The 17,364-nt window shown below is 64.1% G+C and carries 13 protein-coding genes and 1 pseudogene; 8 read left to right on the forward strand and 6 right to left on the reverse strand.

Annotated features, from left to right (window positions below):
* The 5 genes and pseudogenes from AC628_RS08900 to AC628_RS08920 form a co-directional block, all read right to left on the reverse strand.
* Window positions 1-438: pseudogene (locus AC628_RS08900) on the reverse strand (hypothetical protein); the annotation flags it as partial.
* Between the two features lie 356 nt (window positions 439-794).
* Window positions 795-1,805 (reverse strand): UDP-glucose 4-epimerase GalE, encoded by a 1,011-nt coding sequence (galE, locus tag AC628_RS08905; protein ID WP_074126467.1) that lies wholly within the window; start codon window positions 1,803-1,805, stop codon window positions 795-797.
* Window positions 1,806-1,856: 51 nt separating this feature from the next.
* Entirely contained in the window at window positions 1,857-2,861 is a 1,005-nt protein-coding gene (locus tag AC628_RS08910) for a glycosyltransferase family 2 protein (RefSeq protein ID WP_074126469.1), read from the reverse strand.
* Entirely contained in the window at window positions 2,858-4,066 is a 1,209-nt protein-coding gene (locus AC628_RS08915; RefSeq protein WP_502689610.1) for a glycoside hydrolase 5 family protein, read from the reverse strand. The genes AC628_RS08910 and AC628_RS08915 overlap by 4 nt, the downstream gene beginning before the upstream one ends.
* A 168-nt stretch (window positions 4,067-4,234) precedes the next feature.
* Window positions 4,235-5,278, reverse strand: a complete 1,044-nt coding sequence (locus AC628_RS08920; RefSeq protein WP_168193336.1) for a GNAT family N-acetyltransferase — start codon at window positions 5,276-5,278, stop codon at window positions 4,235-4,237.
* 294 nt (window positions 5,279-5,572) lie between these two features.
* Here AC628_RS08920 and AC628_RS08925 point away from each other — a divergent pair, with 294 nt between their 5' ends.
* The 8 genes from AC628_RS08925 to AC628_RS08960 all read left to right on the forward strand — a co-directional run bounded on the left by AC628_RS08925 (window position 5,573) and on the right by AC628_RS08960 (window position 15,923).
* The gene (locus AC628_RS08925) at window positions 5,573-7,123 is read left to right on the forward strand and encodes a glucosamine inositolphosphorylceramide transferase family protein (protein ID WP_074126476.1); all 1,551 of its coding nucleotides are present in this window, start codon (window positions 5,573-5,575) and stop codon (window positions 7,121-7,123) included.
* Window positions 7,124-7,354: 231 nt separating this feature from the next.
* Window positions 7,355-8,605, forward strand: a complete 1,251-nt coding sequence (locus tag AC628_RS08930; protein ID WP_074126478.1) for an NAD(P)-binding domain-containing protein — start codon at window positions 7,355-7,357, stop codon at window positions 8,603-8,605.
* Entirely contained in the window at window positions 8,602-9,393 is a 792-nt protein-coding gene (locus AC628_RS08935) for a glycosyltransferase family 2 protein (RefSeq protein WP_167528908.1), read from the forward strand. The genes AC628_RS08930 and AC628_RS08935 overlap by 4 nt, the downstream gene beginning before the upstream one ends.
* Window positions 9,394-9,439: 46 nt before the next feature.
* Window positions 9,440-10,594: a glycosyltransferase family 4 protein gene (locus tag AC628_RS08940; protein WP_074126482.1), complete on the forward strand. Its 1,155-nt coding sequence runs from the start codon at window positions 9,440-9,442 to the stop codon at window positions 10,592-10,594.
* Complete coding sequence (locus AC628_RS08945; RefSeq protein ID WP_074126484.1) at window positions 10,591-12,561, forward strand: hypothetical protein; 1,971 nt, start codon at window positions 10,591-10,593, stop codon at window positions 12,559-12,561. Before AC628_RS08940 ends, AC628_RS08945 begins: the two co-directional genes overlap by 4 nt.
* A gap of 43 nt (window positions 12,562-12,604) precedes the next feature.
* Window positions 12,605-13,306: a hypothetical protein gene (locus AC628_RS08950; protein WP_143201502.1), complete on the forward strand. Its 702-nt coding sequence runs from the start codon at window positions 12,605-12,607 to the stop codon at window positions 13,304-13,306.
* A gap of 14 nt (window positions 13,307-13,320) precedes the next feature.
* Window positions 13,321-14,598 (forward strand): glycosyltransferase family 4 protein, encoded by a 1,278-nt coding sequence (locus tag AC628_RS08955; RefSeq protein ID WP_074126488.1) that lies wholly within the window; start codon window positions 13,321-13,323, stop codon window positions 14,596-14,598.
* A complete protein-coding gene (locus AC628_RS08960; RefSeq protein WP_074126491.1) occupies window positions 14,589-15,923 on the forward strand; it encodes a lipopolysaccharide biosynthesis protein in 1,335 nt (444 codons plus the stop codon). Before AC628_RS08955 ends, AC628_RS08960 begins: the two co-directional genes overlap by 10 nt.
* 42 nt (window positions 15,924-15,965) lie before the next feature.
* On the opposite strand, the gene AC628_RS08965 is transcribed toward AC628_RS08960, so the two are convergent.
* Entirely contained in the window at window positions 15,966-17,246 is a 1,281-nt protein-coding gene (locus AC628_RS08965) for a GNAT family N-acetyltransferase (protein ID WP_074126493.1), read from the reverse strand.
* Between the last annotated feature and the right edge of the window lie 118 nt (window positions 17,247-17,364).

The following is a 17,364-nucleotide window of genomic DNA, read 5'->3' on the forward strand; positions in this document are numbered from 1 at the left end:
GATCTCGAAATTGTCGCCGCTGCTCGAGCCCGCACCGGGCATCAGCCAAAGCGACGGCCAAGCACCGTCGCCGCTCGGCGCCTTCATGCTGATCTGAAGGTAGCCGCCGTCGAATTCGAAATTGCCATAGCTGCTGACGGCACCGGACGTGATCGGAAATGTCTGCGCGGTGCCCTGATTGATGCCGCTGACCTGCTGCTGGATCGCCGTGAGATCGAGGATGCCGTTGTTCACGGTCACCTGGCTCGGCATCTCGTAATCGGCGTCGTATGCGCCGCCCGGCCCGCTGCCGCCTGATCCATTGCTATTCCACGCCCAACCATTGGCGGCGCGGCTGGTGATGTAGTTGTGCCAATAATTGTCCAGTGTCGTCCCGGAGAAGCTCTCCTCGAAGACGAGATTGCTTGACGTGAAACCTGCTGGCGCGGCCAAGGCCATTCCATGTTCCTTCCAAAGATTGAACGAAGAATTCCACTGCCGCGAACCGCGCGACATACCACATGCTCGCCGCGCGCAACGGCCGCGAGCACATTCCAATGCAGTAGCGATTTTGAGGTACGCCCCTTCGACTGCTGGGCGATTGGTTAATAATCAAGTATGGCGAAAAATGGCTTCGAATGAGCTTTCACACAGGCGTTTCCAGCCATTGCGCGCCTTATTCACACAATATTTTGGCGCTGAGGCCTTAGTTCGATTGGGATTTTTTTCTCGACGGCGCGCGCGACGAGATCATCGACATCGTGACCGCGGCCCCGAGTCGCGCCGTGCGGCCGCGGGTCCGGCCGCTCGCGAAGCTAGACGTGACGATATCCGTCAGGATTCATCAGCTGCCAGTGCCAATGATCGGCGCACATCTGCGCCAGCGACCGGGCTGACTTCCAATCCAGCGTCCGCTGCGCAAATGTCGGATCGGCGCAGCAGATCGCGACGTCGCCGGTCCGGCGTTCTGCAATCTCATACGGAATTGACCTGCCGCTCGCCGCCTCAAATGCGCGAACGACCTCGAGAACACTGCTGCCGCTTCCCGTCCCCAGGTTGACCGTGAACACGCCGGGCTGCTCGAGGTGACGCAACACGCTGAGATGGCCGGCTGCAAGGTCGACGACATGAATGAAATCCCGGATGCCGGTGCCGTCAGGCGTGTCGTAGTCGTCGCCCCAGATCCTGAGCTTCGCGCGCTTGCCGATCGCGACTTGCGCAACCAGCGGCACCAGATTGTTCGGAACGCCGATCGGGTCTTCGCCGATCAGGCCGCTTTCGTGCGCACCGGCCGGATTGAAATAGCGCAGGATGCCAATGCGCCAATCGTCCTCGGAGCGATGCAGGTCCTTGAGCATCTCTTCGATGAAGAGCTTGGTGCGGCCGTAGGGGTTGGTCGGCGCCAGCGGATGCCGTTCGTCGAGCGGCAAATAGGCCGGCGCGCCGTAAACGGTAGCGGACGAGCTGAAGACCAGCGTCTTGACGTTGGCCCGTTTCATTGCCGACACCAGCCGCATCGTTCCCACGACGTTGTTGTCGTAGTAGGTCATCGGGTGAACGTTGGAATCGCCGACGGCCTTCAGGCCCGCAAGGTGGATGACCGCGGTCACGCCATAGGTGCGAAGGACATGGTAGATCGCGTCTTCATTCCGGATGTCGTCGCAGCAAAACACAAGCGGTCGTCCGCATATCGCTTCGACGCGCTCGAGTGAGGCGCGGTTGCTGTTACAGAGATTATCGATCACCACGACATCGAACCCCGCATCCAGCAGCGCGATGCAGACGTGGGTCCCGATGTAGCCGGCGCCTCCAGTCAGCAAGATCATGTCAGTCACCGTGTCGGTCCAACAGGCTCTTCGTGCAATGCAGTCCCCGCGCTAGGATCTCCGGATCAGGGCGCGCGACGACAGTTGCTGTGTCAAGGCGTCAGCCATCCCGCCGAGCCGTGTCGTGGTGTAGGCAAACGCGGTAAGACCCAGGCCGGCCATTATCGCCCCGGCCCGCCGCGCCGAGTCGAATTTGCCGCGCATCGCCGCCATGAGTTCGCTCGCCACGGCGCGCGGCAACACTTCGCGAACGTAGCGCTGCTCGGTCTTGAGCCCGTCGCCGGACCCCGCGATATTCCTCAACACCGCCTTGGCGGTGCCCTCGATCAGGCAGCGGTGCACGAAGTACGTCCACGTGGTGCGCTGCGCCGGCACCGCATGGTGCACCCGCGCACGCTCCCGATATGCAAAGTAACCGCCGGGGTGCAGGCGCGAGGCCCGGATGCACAATTCGGTCTCTTCGCAGCTCTCGGCCTTGCCGCCGAACCTCGCGCGGCCGCTGACCGAAAATCCGGACTTGCGGCGTCCGAGGTCCGATGTGAAGCCGCCGGCGTTACGCAACACGTCGGCACGCACCGACATGTTGGCGCCGATCGGATTGCGGATGCGCCCGTCCTGCACGTCCATGCCGGCATAGGTACAGCCGATGACCCAGCCGAACTCCGCAGGAAACCAGGAAGGCGGCGGTGCTTGCCACAATGGCAGCACCGGTCCCCCCGCCCCCAGCACCGCTGGATCCCGATAGGCCTCCAGCAGGTCCTCGAGCCAGCACGGGTCGGCAGCGGCATCGTCATCCAGGAAGGCGATGACCGGCGCCGTGGCGTGCCCGGCCCCCGTCATGCGGCCACCGGACAGGCCGGGTTGTCCGGCATTGGCGAGAACGGTGACGCCGCCGATCTCCCGTGCGGCACGCGCGCGCAGGGCTTCGTTGTTGTCGATCACCAGGATGATTTCCCGAGGTGCGCGCGTTTGGGCGCGGACCGACGCCACTGCCCGCTGCAATTCGCCCCAGCGGTCGAGCGTGTGCGCGCAGATCACCACGGATGCATCGGTCATTGCACCGCCCGCCCGCTGTCCGAACCCCGGCTGGTTTGCCGGGACTGCATCGCCCGCGCTGTCGCCGCCTTGAAAACGTTCCAGATCGCGCCTCCGTCATTGCGGATGTCGAACTGGTCATGCTCGTCGACAGGAAACCGCCCGCTGTCCTGACGCGACACCAGCCGCCAGACCAGCCAGCCGGCACAATTGGGATCGCGCCCGAGCTTGTCGAGCCACATCGTGTAGGCCGCGGCGGAATCCGCGTTGGAGCGGGCGTAGCCGAACTCCTCGAGCAGGACGGGCTTGTTGGCGCGCGCCGCGATCTGGCAGAACTCGGTGATGGTGTCGCCGAATTGCTGGACCGTCAGATTGTAGTAGAGCGGATAACCATGCCAGGTCCCGTAATCGAGGGTGGCGATCGTCAGATCAGACAGCTTGTCGGCAACGGCGGCATTGCCGGCGTTTCCTGAACTGACGAGATGATTGGGATCGAGGAACTTGACGTAGGCTGACATCTCGGCGGTCCAGGCGAGCCGAAGGCTCTCCGGACTCGCATTGCCTTCGTTCATCAACTCCCAGGCCATGATCACCGGATCGTCGCGGTAGGCGATCCCGGTAATGGGGTTGACGCGCTGCACGACATGGCGAACCCAGTTCATGTAGTCGCGCCGCGTGCGCCGGTCGCGAAAGAAGAAGCCGGACTTGTCCTGGCTACCATACCAGGCCCGCATCTGCTGAGCGCCGCCGGTATAGTCCCAGAAGTCCAGGAACGCGATGATCAGCTTCAGGTGTCGCTTGCTGGCTTCGGCGATCAGGAAATCGACCTTCTGCATCCCGTTGACACCATCGTTGAAGGCCATCCCGCCTTCGCGATCGTCCCAATAGATCAGAAAGGTACCCTTGACGCCGAGATCGCTGGCGTCGGCCTTCATCCGCCACTGCCAGATCGTCGCCATGCTGCCGTCAAGCGAACCGATGACGGGCTGAAGAAAGGTGCGGACCACGTTGGCGCCCATCGCCACCGCGTCGTCGAGCACGCGGGTGACTTCGCCCTCCGAGCCGAAGGTGAGGTAGTGGTTGTTCACGCCGGTCACGTAGAACGGCTTGCCGCTCGCCGTGAAGCGCGTTCCCTCAGTCTTGATGAACGGCGTTGACGGCGGATTGTCTGCTGCTTGACCGTCGGCCGCGCTGACGATCGTGGGGGCGGACAGCAAGGCAAACACCAGTAGGCGCAGTCCAAAGTCGCGCAGCCCGTCTTTCGCCCGTTTCCATCCAACAATCATGCTCTCCACGTGACTATCGCGCGCGGCCGAGCGCAACTTCCCCGAAGGGTTACTCCCTTCGGCGTCATGCTCCGAAGGGTTCGGAGGCCGTGACGCGTTTCGCGCGCGTTACCCGGATTGCTGGATTGCATGCCACATTCGGCTACCCACGCTGCCGAATTGCAGGCAGTCGATGTGCCGCACCACCTCCATCGCGAACGCCCGTGAGCTGCACATGTGAACATCGATCAGTGCATCGACCATGGTGCGTCGGCCAGTCCACAGCTGCGCCATGATCCCATCCGCCGACGCACATGAGTCGATCGCGGCGACCTGACCTGATTCAAGCAGGGCCTCCGTGATCTTGCTGATCAGCAGCGCCCCCGGGGAAAAGCGCGCATAGGACGCATCGAATGCGGTCTTCCACGTATAGGCTTTGCGACCGCTGTAGATCAGGACTTGCCCTGTGATCGCAACGCCATCGACGCACAGCAAGGCGACCGAGGCGAGATTGTGTGCGGCGAGGTTTCGGATCAGCCGGCGGGCAAACTGTGCATCGCCGGCGTCGCACAGCAGCGCCGTACCCTGCTTGCCCTTCCAGCTCGCCGCCTCGAGCGCGAGAAAGACCTCGAACGCCGCTTCCGCTTCGGGGGCGGTCCGGCCGTTCACGATCTCCACCTGTCCTGTCGCAGACAGCCGATTCCAGTCCTGGCGCAGCTTCTTGCGGGTCGCACCCGATTTCTTGATCCCTGAGCACCGATCGGCGAACGGGCGTTCGACCCGAACAAGCTCCCGGTGCTGACCCACGCCCTCGAGCTGGCGGAGCATCGCCGGATAGACAACCGGGTCGGCCTCGAAAGACCGCAACCGGATGATTTTGGGCAAGCGGATATCGTGCCTGATCACGTCAAAAAACGCGGCCATCACTTCGCCGGCACGCGCGCGGTCGATCACAGCATTCGAGGTGGACGCGTAAATGGGGATGGCTTCCAGGAATGCGGGCGCCGCAGGCAAATTGCGCCTTTCGCACAGGGCCCAAAAGCCAACCGGACAGCGAGGATTCGCCCCCTCGTCCCATGCGATCAGGACGTGGATGTCGGCAAAACCGGTATCGGCGGCGGCAAGCAACGCCGCAGGATGCATGAATGCATTGCCATCGACGCGCGCAATCAACTCGTCCCACGGCCCACAGAGTTCGGCACTCGGTGAGCACCGATACGCGGAAATCGATCCATGCCTTGACGGCTGCCAGCCCACATTCATGCGCCCAAATGACCTTCCTGACCGGCCAGGCGCAACGTCCCCGAGGGGTTACCCCGCCTGACATCACACATCCAGGCGCTGTTTGGGCATAGTTTTGCGGCCGATCGCCCTGGCGTGGCCGCGTGCCGACGGATCGATCGGCGCTGCCTTCCCGCAAAGTCCCGCGGTCCGGCGGGCAACGAACTGAACGGGCTCGGGGCGTGAATGCGCGTTTGCCTGCATCTTGATCCGTCGCGGCTGCTGCGCTGGCATCTATGGCTGGCGGAGGCGCTTGCCGAAGTGCCCGGCAACGAGGTCTCATGCACCTTCGGGTCCGATCGCCACCCGATGCCGCGGATTTGCCGCTTGCTGCTCGAACTCGAACGGCTCGTCTACGGCGTTCGCGAAGATGGCGCCACCGATTCCATCCCGGCCGCGCTCCGGGCACTGGCGCCCTCGTCCACCACGCCGGATGTCGTAATCAATCTCAGCGGCGAGAAACCAGTCACCAATGCACGGCGCGTGCTCACACCACATTTCAACGGAATCCCCGGCGAAATCGGGGCGATGGCCGCGCTGGCGAACGGCGAGGATCTGCTTGTCGAACTGCACGATACAACGTGCCCCTGGAGCCCGTGGGTCGCGCGCCCCGCCAGCGCAGACCGCGACGTGCTCGCGGTGACCCTTGATGGCACCCTCTCATGCGCCGTCCTCTTGATCCTCAAGGCCGTGCGCGGGGACAAGCGGTCAGTTGCATCCGAGGCCGCCCGTCCACGGACAAGCAGGCTTCCCGGCGGCTCTGCGGCCCTCAGATGGGCCAGTGGCACGATGGCATCGAAGGCCGCTCGTCTCCTGAATATCATTGCGAAAGGCGGCCGGATGTGGGGCGTCGGCTGGCGTCTCGACGAGGGGAAAAGCCTGCTCGACAGGGGCAAAGCCGCCTTCAAAATGCTCGCTGCGGATGCCGACAACTATCTGGCCGACCCGTTTCCGTTCAACCATCGAGGGCAGACCTTCATCTTTGTCGAGCAGTACTCCTACAGGAAAAAGCGCGGATGCATTGCCGTCGTCACGGCAAACCGCGACGGCACTGCGGGCGAGCCGCGGATCGTCCTGGAGGAAGCGCACCATCTCTCCTATCCCTTTGTGTTCGAACATGACGGACAGATCTGGATGATCCCGGAATCCGGGGCGGCCAGAAATGTCAGCCTCTATCGTGCAATCGAATTCCCCTACCGGTGGGCCCGGGAAGCGTGCCTGATCGACCGCGTCGAGGCCTACGACTGCACGCCAGTGTTTCGCGACGGCCAGCCGTGGTTCTTCGTCAGCCCCAGACGGTGGCGATCCTCGTCATGGGACATCCTCGACATCTACCGCGCGGAAGGCCTGACCGGGGCCTGGGTCCCCCATGCTGCGAACCCCATCTTGATCGACGCCTCGCTCAGCCGTCCCGCAGGCGCCTTCATCGAGCACCGCGGCCAGATCCTGCGCCCGGTCCAAAATTGCTCGCGCGGTTACGGCGATGCGGTAACGCTCTGCCGGGTCGACGCGCTCGGGTCATCGGAATTCGCCCAAGCCCCGGTCGGTGTCATTCGAGCCACAGGCTTCGGCTGCCACACCTACAACCGCGGGTCCGGCCTTGAGGTGATCGACGTGTTCGGTCGCGTCGGGCAATTGCGAGAGGTCACCGCCACCTATGAGCCGTTCTCGGCCGCGGTTTCAGCCTCTGCCGAACGGCAACCTGCCTGGTCTTCGGTATCGGCTGGTTTCGGCTAGACGGAAATCATTGCAGGGCGGCGTCGGTGATGCAGAGCCATTCCGCGGAGGCACAAAACGGATAACTACAAAGAGCTAATCATCTATCGCGCTTCCACTGCGAAGCGGCATCAGCAATCCTCCTCATCTCAGGCTAGCTGGAAGAGGGCCGCCCGGAGAGAGTTTGGCGTATTTATCTCCCGATCTCTTTTTAGTTTCGTCTTGATTTTGTCACGTGCGGGAGGTGCGCATATGGGCCGATCGAGCACATCCGTTGATGTGGCCGTCATAGGAGCCGGCCCCTACGGCTTGTCGCTTGCCGCACATTTGCGCGCGCGCGGTGTGGAGCACCGGATCTTCGGTGAGCCGATGGGCCCCTGGAAGCACAACATGCCCAGCGGCATGCTGCTGAAATCCTATCCCTGGGCAACGTGTCTCTCCGATCCCGCATCGGAATTCACCGTGAAGTCGTTCTGCACCGAACGCGCCCTGCCCTATCATGACGCGCTGACACCGCTGACGCTCGAGCGGTTCATCGAGTACGCCGAGGCCTTCCGGATGCGGTACGTGCCGGCGGTGGAGAGCAAGGTTCTCACCGCGCTGGAGGCCGCAGGCGACGGCCTTCGTGCCAGCTTTGACGATGGCGAGACGGTCAACGCGCGGCGCGTCGTGATTGCAGTCGGCCTGCATCCGTTCAAGCACCTGCCGCAGGACGTCGCGCATTTCCCTGCCGAGCTGTGCTCGCACAGCGGCGACTATGGCCCGCTCGACCCATTGGACGGCAAGGACGTTATCGTGGTCGGATCCGGATCGTCGGCGACGGACCTGGCCGCGCTGCTCCATGAACGGGGAATCTCGGTTTCACTCGTTGCACGCGCACAGCAGCTGCGTTTCGCCAACCGGCCCCGCAACCGCACTTCCATCGAGCGGGTGGTCGCGCCATTAAGCGGTATCGGCCCGGGTTGGGCCCTCTCGGCCTGTGCGAAGTATCCTCAGCTCATCCAGCTGCTGCCGGAGGAGCGTCGCATCCAGCTCGCCAATCCCAAGGCGCTGGGGCCCCTGGGCGGCGCCTTCGTGAAGGATCGCGTCGTCGGAAAGGTGCCCATGTGGCTCGGCACCACGATCCAAGGCATCGAGATCCGCAACGGCAAGGTGCAGCTCAACGTGGTCAATGCCGGCCGGCCGGCGCTGCAGACCGACCATGTGATCTTCGCGACCGGATACAAGACCGACCTAAGCCGGCTGGGCTTTCTGAACCAAACGCTGTTGCGCCGCATCCGCCAGGTCGAGGGGGCGCCGCAGCTTTCATCGCATTACGAGACCTCGGTCCCGGGCTTGCATTTTATCGGTCCCGCCGCGGCAAACAGCTTCGGCCCGGTGTGCCGGTTCGTCTACGGGACCTATCACCCCGCTCGGGCTCTCGCACAATACTTGTCAAGCATACTTGTACGCGCGCGACCTGCGCTCCAGGTCCGGCCTTTTGATCGCACGGTGTTGCCATGAACGCTCCTGTCGCCAATAGCCTGTCCTACATCACCAAAGTACCGGCACCAGACGCGATCAATCTCGCGCTGGGACGGCCGCTGATGATGCCCCGCGTGAGCTTCGTCGTCCCGACGCTCAATGAAGCGAAGAACCTCCCCTGGCTGCTGCCGCGCATCCCGACATGGGCGCATGAAGTCATCATCGTGGACGGGCGTTCGACGGACGACACGGTTGCCGTGGCGCGCGGCCTGCGCGAGGACGTGAAGGTCGTGATGGAGCCGCGCCGCGGCAAGGGCGCCGCGCTGCAGGCCGGATTCCGGGCCGCCACCGGCGATATCATCGTCATGATCGACGCCGATGGCTCGATGGTGCCGGAGGAAGCGATCGTCTTTGTCGGCGCGCTGATCGCCGGCGCCGATCTGGTCAAGGGCTCGCGCTTCCTCCAGGGCGCGGGGACCGACGACATGTCGACGTTCCGGATGCTGGGCAATTGGGGCCTCACCATGATGGTGCGCATGCTCTATGGCGGCTCGTTCTCCGACCTGTGCTACGGATATATGGCGTTCTGGACCAAGCACGTCCCCACCCTCAACTGCGACTGCGACGGCTTCGAGATCGAGACCCTCATCAACGTGCGGGCGCTGAAGAACGAGCTGAACATCGTCGAAGTCGCAAGCTTCGAGGCTCCGCGCATCAGCGGCTTGAGCAATCTGCGCGCCATTCCCGACGGCTGGCGCGTCCTCAAGACGATCCTGCGCGAAAAGGTGCGTTCTCCGGTCTCGCTCGTCGCCTATGGTTATCCATAGCCGGTACGAGCGGGACGCAAGTCCACGATGACGGTGGGTGAGCCGCATGCGTATCCTGATGGTTGCCGCCCGCTGCTACCCCTTCGTCGGCGGTATCGAAACCCACATCCAGGAGGTGGGTCCCCGCCTTGTCGCGCGCGGCCACTCGGTCGACGTGCTCACGACCGATCCGTCGGGAAAATTGCCGGCCGAGGAGAACGTCCGCGGCATGTGCGTACGGCGCGTGCCGGCCTGGCCGAGAGAACTGGATCTCTATGTCGCACCACAGGTCTACACGGCGATCCGGCGCGGCACATGGGATCTGATCCATTTCCAAGGTTACAGCACTTTCGTGGTGCCCATCGGACTGCTTGCGGCCGTCCGCACCAAAGCCCCGTTCGTCCTGACCTTCCATAGCGGCGGGCATTCCTCGCGGCTGCGGAATGCCGTGCGCGGCACCCAGCGCGCACTGCTCCGGCCGCTGCTGGCGAAGGCGGCGCGGCTGATCGGCGTCTCCGAATTCGAGGCCAGCTTCTTCAGCACGAAGATGGACATCCCTCGGGAGCGGTTTGTGGTCATCCCGAATGGCGCCGCGATGCCGAGCGCCAGCCCCGGCGTCAAGGTCGACCCTTGCCTGATCGTCTCGAGCGGCAGGCTGGAGCGTTACAAGGGCCATCACCGCCTGATAGCGGCGATGCCGGGCTTGAGCCGCAGGATGCCGAATGCGCGCCTGCACATCGTCGGAACGGGGCCTTACGAGGGCGAACTGCGCCGTCTCGTCAGCGCGCTTGGTCTTGACCATCGGGTCACCATTGCGGGCATCCCGGGATCCGAGCGGCAGAGAATGGCCGACCTGCTGGCGAGCGCCGGCCTGTTCGTGCTGCTGAGCGACTACGAGGCCCACCCCGTCGCCGTGATGGAAGCGCTGTCGCTGCGCCGGCCGGTCCTCGTCAGCGACACGTCGGGACTGCGGGAGCTCGCAACCAACGGCCTGTGCCGCGCGCTTCCGCGTGACGCGGGTCCGGACGAGATCGCCGCCGCCATCGCCGCAGAGCTCGAGGCGCAGCGAGAAATCCCCGATCTGGCATTGCCGGATTGGGACGCCTGCGCAGAGGCGCTGAGTGACGTTTATCGTGATGTGGCGGGCAACCCGTCGACGGTCAGTATCCCGCGCGACGACGCAGCGGGCTTGCGATCCGCCATGAGGGCACGCGGCGGATGATACGGGCCTATTTCAACGCTGAAACCGCGATCGCGCCGGCGCGAGCCTGGATGCATTCCATCCTTGGCATTATCGGCCCTGACCTGCGCGGTGGCGACACCGAGACCGCGCCGGATTCCGCGAACTCGAATTGGATTGCGGCGCTGTGCCTGGTCGTCGCCGCGGCCCTGCTGCTGGTTGCGGCCGGACAGGGAGCCGGTCGTCGCGGCGATGACGTGGCGCAGCTGCTGTTCTGGTCCGGTACCCTGCTGGTGGTCGTTCCGGCCAGCCTTCGCATCGCTTGGCCGAATGTGGCCCGGGGCGAGCGTCTCTTCCTCCTGGTTCTCCTTGCCGACGCCCTGTTCCTCCACAAGACCATGTATTCGCCCACGGGCTTCGCGCACCATGACGAATACCTGCATTGGATCGCGGCTGAAGATCTTACGACCGCCCGCCGGCTCTTTCTGTCCAATCCGCTCTTGCCGATCGCTTCGGTGTATCCCGCGCTCGAGATCGTGACGACGGCAATCACGAATCTCACCGGCTTGCCCATTTTTGCGACTGCGACCCTCCTGTTGGCAGTCCTGAAAGGCACCCTCATCACCGCCCTGTTTCTGTTCTACGAGAGGATCACGGGGTCTCCACGCATCGCGGCCATCGCCTGCCTGACCTACATGGGTTGCTCGACCTTCGTGGTGTTCGAGTCGATCTTCTCCTACGAGAGCATCGCCTTCGTGCTGTGCATCTTGATTGTCGCGGTCGAGGCTGCATCGAGGGATCTCGTCGGGCGATCAAGATCGAGCGCGCTCATTCTGATCGCACTGCTCGTGGCGAGCCTTGCGGTCGCACATCACCTTACGGCAGCCTTTGTCGCCTTCTACCTTGGCATGCTGGCGGCCTTGGAGGCCTCGCGGCAGGATGTCTCACTCCGGGTCCAGGCGAGGATCGCCATGGGCGCCACCGCGGTACTTGCCATCGTCATCCCGCTGGTATGGGTGCTGGCGCACGGCAATCCTTTCACAGGTTACGTCGGCCCCGTGGTCGAAACCGGGTTCAAGGCACTGCTGGCGAAGCTCACGGGCACAAGCACCCCGCAATCAGAACACGTCAGCCCGCCGTCCCAGCCCATCTTGCTGCGCCTGACCACCTTGCTCGCTATCCTGCTCACTTCTGTCGGGCTGGCGACGGGCTTCTTTCGATCGCTGGCCATGACAGCACCGGCCAACCTGCGGTCAGGCTGGCGTCCGATTCAGGCCATCCTCAAACGACGCTGGCGCGACAGCCGCGTCGTGCTGCTCACCTTGCTGGCTTGCGGCTTTCCTATCTCGGTTGCATTCCGCCTGACCGTGAACGGGTGGCAAATCGGCAACCGGATGGGAACGTTCGTGTTCATCGGCGTCGGATTGGTCTTTGCAGTCGGTATCGTCCATTTCTGGCAGGGCCGCGCGGCACGCGGATGGCGCCGGATCGTACCGCCCGCAGCGATCTCGGTCATCGTCATGGGCGGGGTCACGGCGGGTTCAATCGAACCGATCCGTGGACCTTACAAGGTGTCGTCGGATGCGCAGTCCATCGAGCGCATGGGAATCGAGACGTCGCTCTGGACCAAGGAATGGCTTGGGCCAGGCAATCGCTTCACCAGCGATCGGGTCAATCGTCTGCTGCTTGCCGGCTACGGCCGGCAGGACGTGAGAAACAAGATCAACCCAGCCATCTACGCTGCTCGCGTGTTCAGGCGCGACAAACTCGGATCAGACGATTTCTACGCTCTCGCCAGGAGCGACCTTGATTTCCTGATGGTGGATCTCCGTCTGACCACCGCGCCGCCAGTCCTTGGTTTCTACTTCGAGCCATGGGAACCGCAACAAGGAACGCAGCTCACGGCCGACGAACTGCTGAAGTTCAATGACGTCAAAGGTGTCTCCCGCACTTTCGACAACGGCTATCTCATCATCTATGACTTGAGAGGACTGCATGGCGAGCCCTAGCAAGCGGGACTTGCTCGGCGCCTGCCTGTGGGCAGGAGCGACCGTGGCTGCGGTTGCAGCCAGCGACAGCATGCTCCTGCGGGTCATCCTGGGCGTGCCCATGGCCCTCCTTATCTCCGGCCATGTGGTGTTGCGCGCGATCGGCGTAAGGACCGCGTCGCTGACGGAACACCTCGTCTGTTCGATTGGCGCGAGCTTCGCTGTCACCATCGCCGGAGGCTTTGTGCTGGATGCCATGGGATTGCTCGTGCCGCTTGGCTGGGCATTCTGGTACCTGGCGGCGACAACAGCCGCGATGCTGCTCGCTCCCGGCGACGGCAACGCCTCAATCCCCAGAGCCTGGCCGGGTCCGCTGCGAATGCAGCGCTGGCAGGGCGCGGCGGTCGCGTTGGCGATGCTCGTGACGACGGGAGCTTACGCGCTCGCGATCCACGATCAGGCGGTCGAGCGGCAGTTCAACTACACCGAATTCTGGATGCTGCCGCCGGCCAAGGGCGATCCGGGCCAACTCGTCATTGGCGTACGCAGCGCAGAAGCCCAAGCTCGGGAATACGACCTGGAAGTCACCCTCGAGGGGAAACCGATCGCGATCATCCGCTCGCTGACGATTGCGCCAGGCGACACCTGGGTGCGGAAGGTCCCTGTGCCCATCCTGGCGGTCCAGCAGAAGGCCGAGGCGCGGCTCTATCGGCCGGCCGACGACAAGCTCTATCGCAGGGTCTCGGCGCTGGTGCCGGGTAGCTGAGGGGAGGCTCGGCGATGCGCATCTTGCTGCTGTCCCAGTTCTATCCCCCGGTGATCGGAGGTGAGGAACGCCATGTCCGCAATCTCGGCGCCGCGCTGGCGCAGCGCGGCCATGACGTAAGCGTTGGGACATTGATGCGGCAGGGATCACCGGAGACCGAACTGGACGGCGCGGTCCGGGTCCATCGATTGCGCGGCACGCTGCAGCGCCTGACGGGACTCCACGCCGATCCCGAGCGTCGGCACGCACCGCCCTTCCCGGATCCCGAACTGGCGCTCGGCCTGAAGCGGCTGATCGATCGCGAGAAACCGGATGTCGTCCACGCCCATAACTGGATCTATGCCTCCTTGCTGCCGCTCAGGGCGCTGACCGGAGCCCGCTTCGTGGTCACGCTGCACGATTATGGCCTGGTGTGCGCCAAGAAGAATCTCATGCATCTCGGAGCCCAGCTGTGCAGCGGACCGGCGCCGGCGAAGTGCCTGCCATGCGCGGCCCGGCACTATGGCGCAGCAAAGGCGACCGTGACCACCGTCGGCAACTGGGCGTCGAGCTTCGCTGCCCGACGCATCGTGGACCGCTTCATCGCCGTGAGCCACGCCGTGGCAGATCACACCGGGCTCACCCACGGCACCGCGCCATATGAGGTGATCCCCAACTTCGTGCCCGACGATGTCGAGCTGCCCGGTCCGGAGGACTCCTGCCTGCGCGAGTTGCCTGAGGAGGGCTTCATCCTGTTCGTCGGCGACATGATGCGTCTCAAGGGCATCGACGTCCTTCTGAAGGCCTATGCCGGACTGAACCGGCCGCCGCCGCTTGTCCTGATCGGACGCCGCCTCGCCGATACGCCAGCCGAATTCCCGCAGAACGTCCGCACCTTCAGCGCATGGCCGCACTCCGCCATCATGCATGCCTGGCGGCGATCCCTGTTCGGCGTGCTGCCATCGACCGGCCCGGAGGCGTGCGCCACCGTCATCATGGAGGCGATGGCGTGCGGCAAGGCCGTCGTCGCAACCGATATCGGCGGCATGCCCGATCTGGTCGATCACGGCGAGACAGGATTTCTCGTACCGCCCGGCGACGCGCCGGCGCTGGCCGACGCGATGCAGGCGCTGCTGGATGATCGCGCCTTGCTGGCGCGCCTCGGGGCGGCAAGCCAGGCCCGGGTGGGACGCCTGAAGGCCGGAACCGTCGTGTCGCGGATCGAACAGGTCTACCGGGATGTCCTGCACGCGGCGCCCGCTGATGTCGCAATGACCGCATATCGGGACTCGGGAGAGCCATCATGCCGATAGACTTCGCCCGGATGGCCATCACGCGGCTGCGTCAGGCGCTGCAAAAGAGCGCCGCCCTGATCATGAATTCCGGCGCGCTGGCGACCGGAACGGTGGCGACGGCCGGCCTTGGCTTTGCCTATTGGTGGCTCGCAGCCCGGCTGCTTGCGCCTGATGTGATGGGGGTTGCTTCCGGTCTGTTGTCCATGATGAGCCTCGTGACCCTGTTCGGCGAGTGCGGGCTCGCGACCCTGCTCACGGGCGAACTGGTTCGGCATCCCGGCAAGGAGCCCGGGCTCGTCGGGGCAGCAGCTTCGCTTGGCGTTGCGCTGTCGGTCAGTCTGGCCTTGTTGTTTGTCGTCGGGCAGACGTTCCTGATGGGGTCGACCGGGTCGATCGATGATTGGTTCGGGGGATTGGCCTTCATCGTCGGCTGCGGCCTGAACAATCTCACCGTCCTGGGCGATCAGGCATTCGTCGGCATTCTCCGCAGCAGCAGCAAGATGATCCGCCTGGTGCTGTTCTCAATCTTCAAACTGATGCTGCTTGCTGGTGTGACCGCCCTCGGCTTCACCTCCGCTACTGCGCTTCTCTGGACCTGGGTGGCCGGATTGCTGGCGTCCTGGATCGGGGTCGATCTCCTGACCAAAGGAGGCGCGCGCCGCCTCATCGGTACCCCCGATTTCAAACTGCTCCACGCGCATCGTCGCCGCGTCTTCGGGCATTACGCACTCGACGTCGCATTGCTGGCGCCGGCCCTTGCCATGCCCTATCTCGTGCTGGTGCTGCTGTCGCCGACCACCAATGCCGCGTTTGTGGCAGTATGGATGCTGGTCTCCGTCGCAGCCCTGATTCCATCGGCCATGGCGATGGTGCTTTTTCCCGTCGTCAGGGCAAGCCCGAAGCAATCGAGGCACAACATCCTCGTGTCGCTCACGGTATCCCTGCTGTTCTCGCTGGTGTGCGGCGTCTTCATCTTCACCTATTCGCAGCAGATCCTGGCAGTCTTCAATCCGGCCTATCCCGGGATCGCCGGTTCAAGCCTGCGCCTGCTCGGATTCAGCCTGCTTGGATCAACCCTGAAATTCCATGCCTGCGCGCTCGCGCGGCTGACGGACAGGATGCGCAACGCAGCGCCCTGGTTTGCGCTCGGCGGGCTATTGGAGCTCTGCTTTGCCGCCCTCGGAGCGCATCTCGGTGGACTTCAGGGCCTGGTCCTGGGCTGGACGCTCGCCGTCAGCATCGAGGGCGCCTGCGCGGCGCTCTGGTTGATGTCGGCTACGAAGCTGGTTGCCGGCGCCGATCCCGTGCTCCAGGGCTCGACCTCATCGCCGTTCCAAACCTGAGAAAATCCCGCTCTTGAGACACGCTGCTTCCGGCGAGGCCGTTCATGGCCGTTGAACGGCCTCGGTCGAGCAGCCATCGTCATTTGCGGTCGAGACCGGCGCTGTCGGCCCGCTCGTTTGCCTTCGCAGAAACCGTCCCAGAACCTGCCTGGCGCGCCGAAGCCGCTCCTCGATGCGGCGCTCCAGGGTATCGGCGCCCAGCACGATCCACGTCATCGCGTGCTCGGCATTGGCAAGCTGGGACTTGTGCCGGGCAAAGCCCGCCAGGAAATCGTAGCCGCGCTCCCCGCGCGACATGCTGTCCTCGATCGACAGCACATGGCTGACCAGGCCGGGCTTCAGCCGGCCGTCCGGCTCATAGAGAAAGCCGCTCTGATAATTCAGGACATGACCCTCGTGCACGAAATTGTACAACACGCCAATCGTCTGCCCGGCGACCAGCGTCCGTGACATGCGGATGGCGCCGCTGGGAATTCCGCGTGCAATCAGATCTTCATGAAACGGACGGAAGCCCGGGTTGACGAAGGAGCCCTTGGATCCCCAGCGCGATTGATGAAAGCCGGCCAGCACGTCGAACGCGGCAAGCGCCTCCGATGTCGTCTCCATGACTTGAAACTCGACAGCGCCCCGTTCGGCGTACAGCCTCATGGCACGATTGATCGCTTGCCGGGTGCTGCGGCCTAACGAGGCCCGGTAACTCCCGCTCTTGGCCCCGCTTTTGGCACCGATCTTGGTGAAGTCGACCCACCGCGCAACGTCGGCCTCCCGCACATCGGTCAGGAGCCCGCTCCTATCCGCCACGCCTGTAGCTGTGGCCTCGAGATCCGGATCAATTCCAGACAGGACAAGCTCGTCGGACGCGCTCAAGCTGTGCGCCAGGGCGTCGAGAGATGCGGCCATGACGGGCGCCGCCAGACCCCGCTCGGCAAGGATGCCGTTATACTCGATGAACAGTCGGTCGAAGCGCGCGTCTCCGGTTTCGCCGAGCAGCCAGCGCGCCCGGCCATGCGCTCCGAGGCTCCATACAGTCCGCCGGCAGACGATCGCCAGTCCGACGGTCCGACCGGACGTCTGCGCGATCAGGACATGCGGATGGGCACCGCGCGGGAGATGGTCGAGCCACGTGCCGACCCAGAGCCAGGACAGATAGAATGAATGCGTCGCGCGCGCTTCGAGCTCCCTCCAGCAGGTTTCGAGTTTCGCAATGTCCTGCAATGGCTCGATGCGGACGTCGATGGGCGCATCGTGGCGCCTGGCTTGCTCGATCGAAGCCGCGCGATCGGGTTCCGGTTCGATGACCGAGACGACGTGACCAGCTGCCATATGTCGATCCTGAAACTCCAGCGGCTATGGCGGCGATCCCGAAGCGCGGCCGGGATGGTTCCCACGGCGAAATTTTCATCTTCCGGGTGCGGGATGTGAAGGCGTTATCCATGGCTAC

Source organism: Bradyrhizobium sp. NAS96.2 (assembly GCF_001908235.1).
Classification (GTDB): Bacteria; Pseudomonadota; Alphaproteobacteria; order Rhizobiales; family Xanthobacteraceae; genus Bradyrhizobium.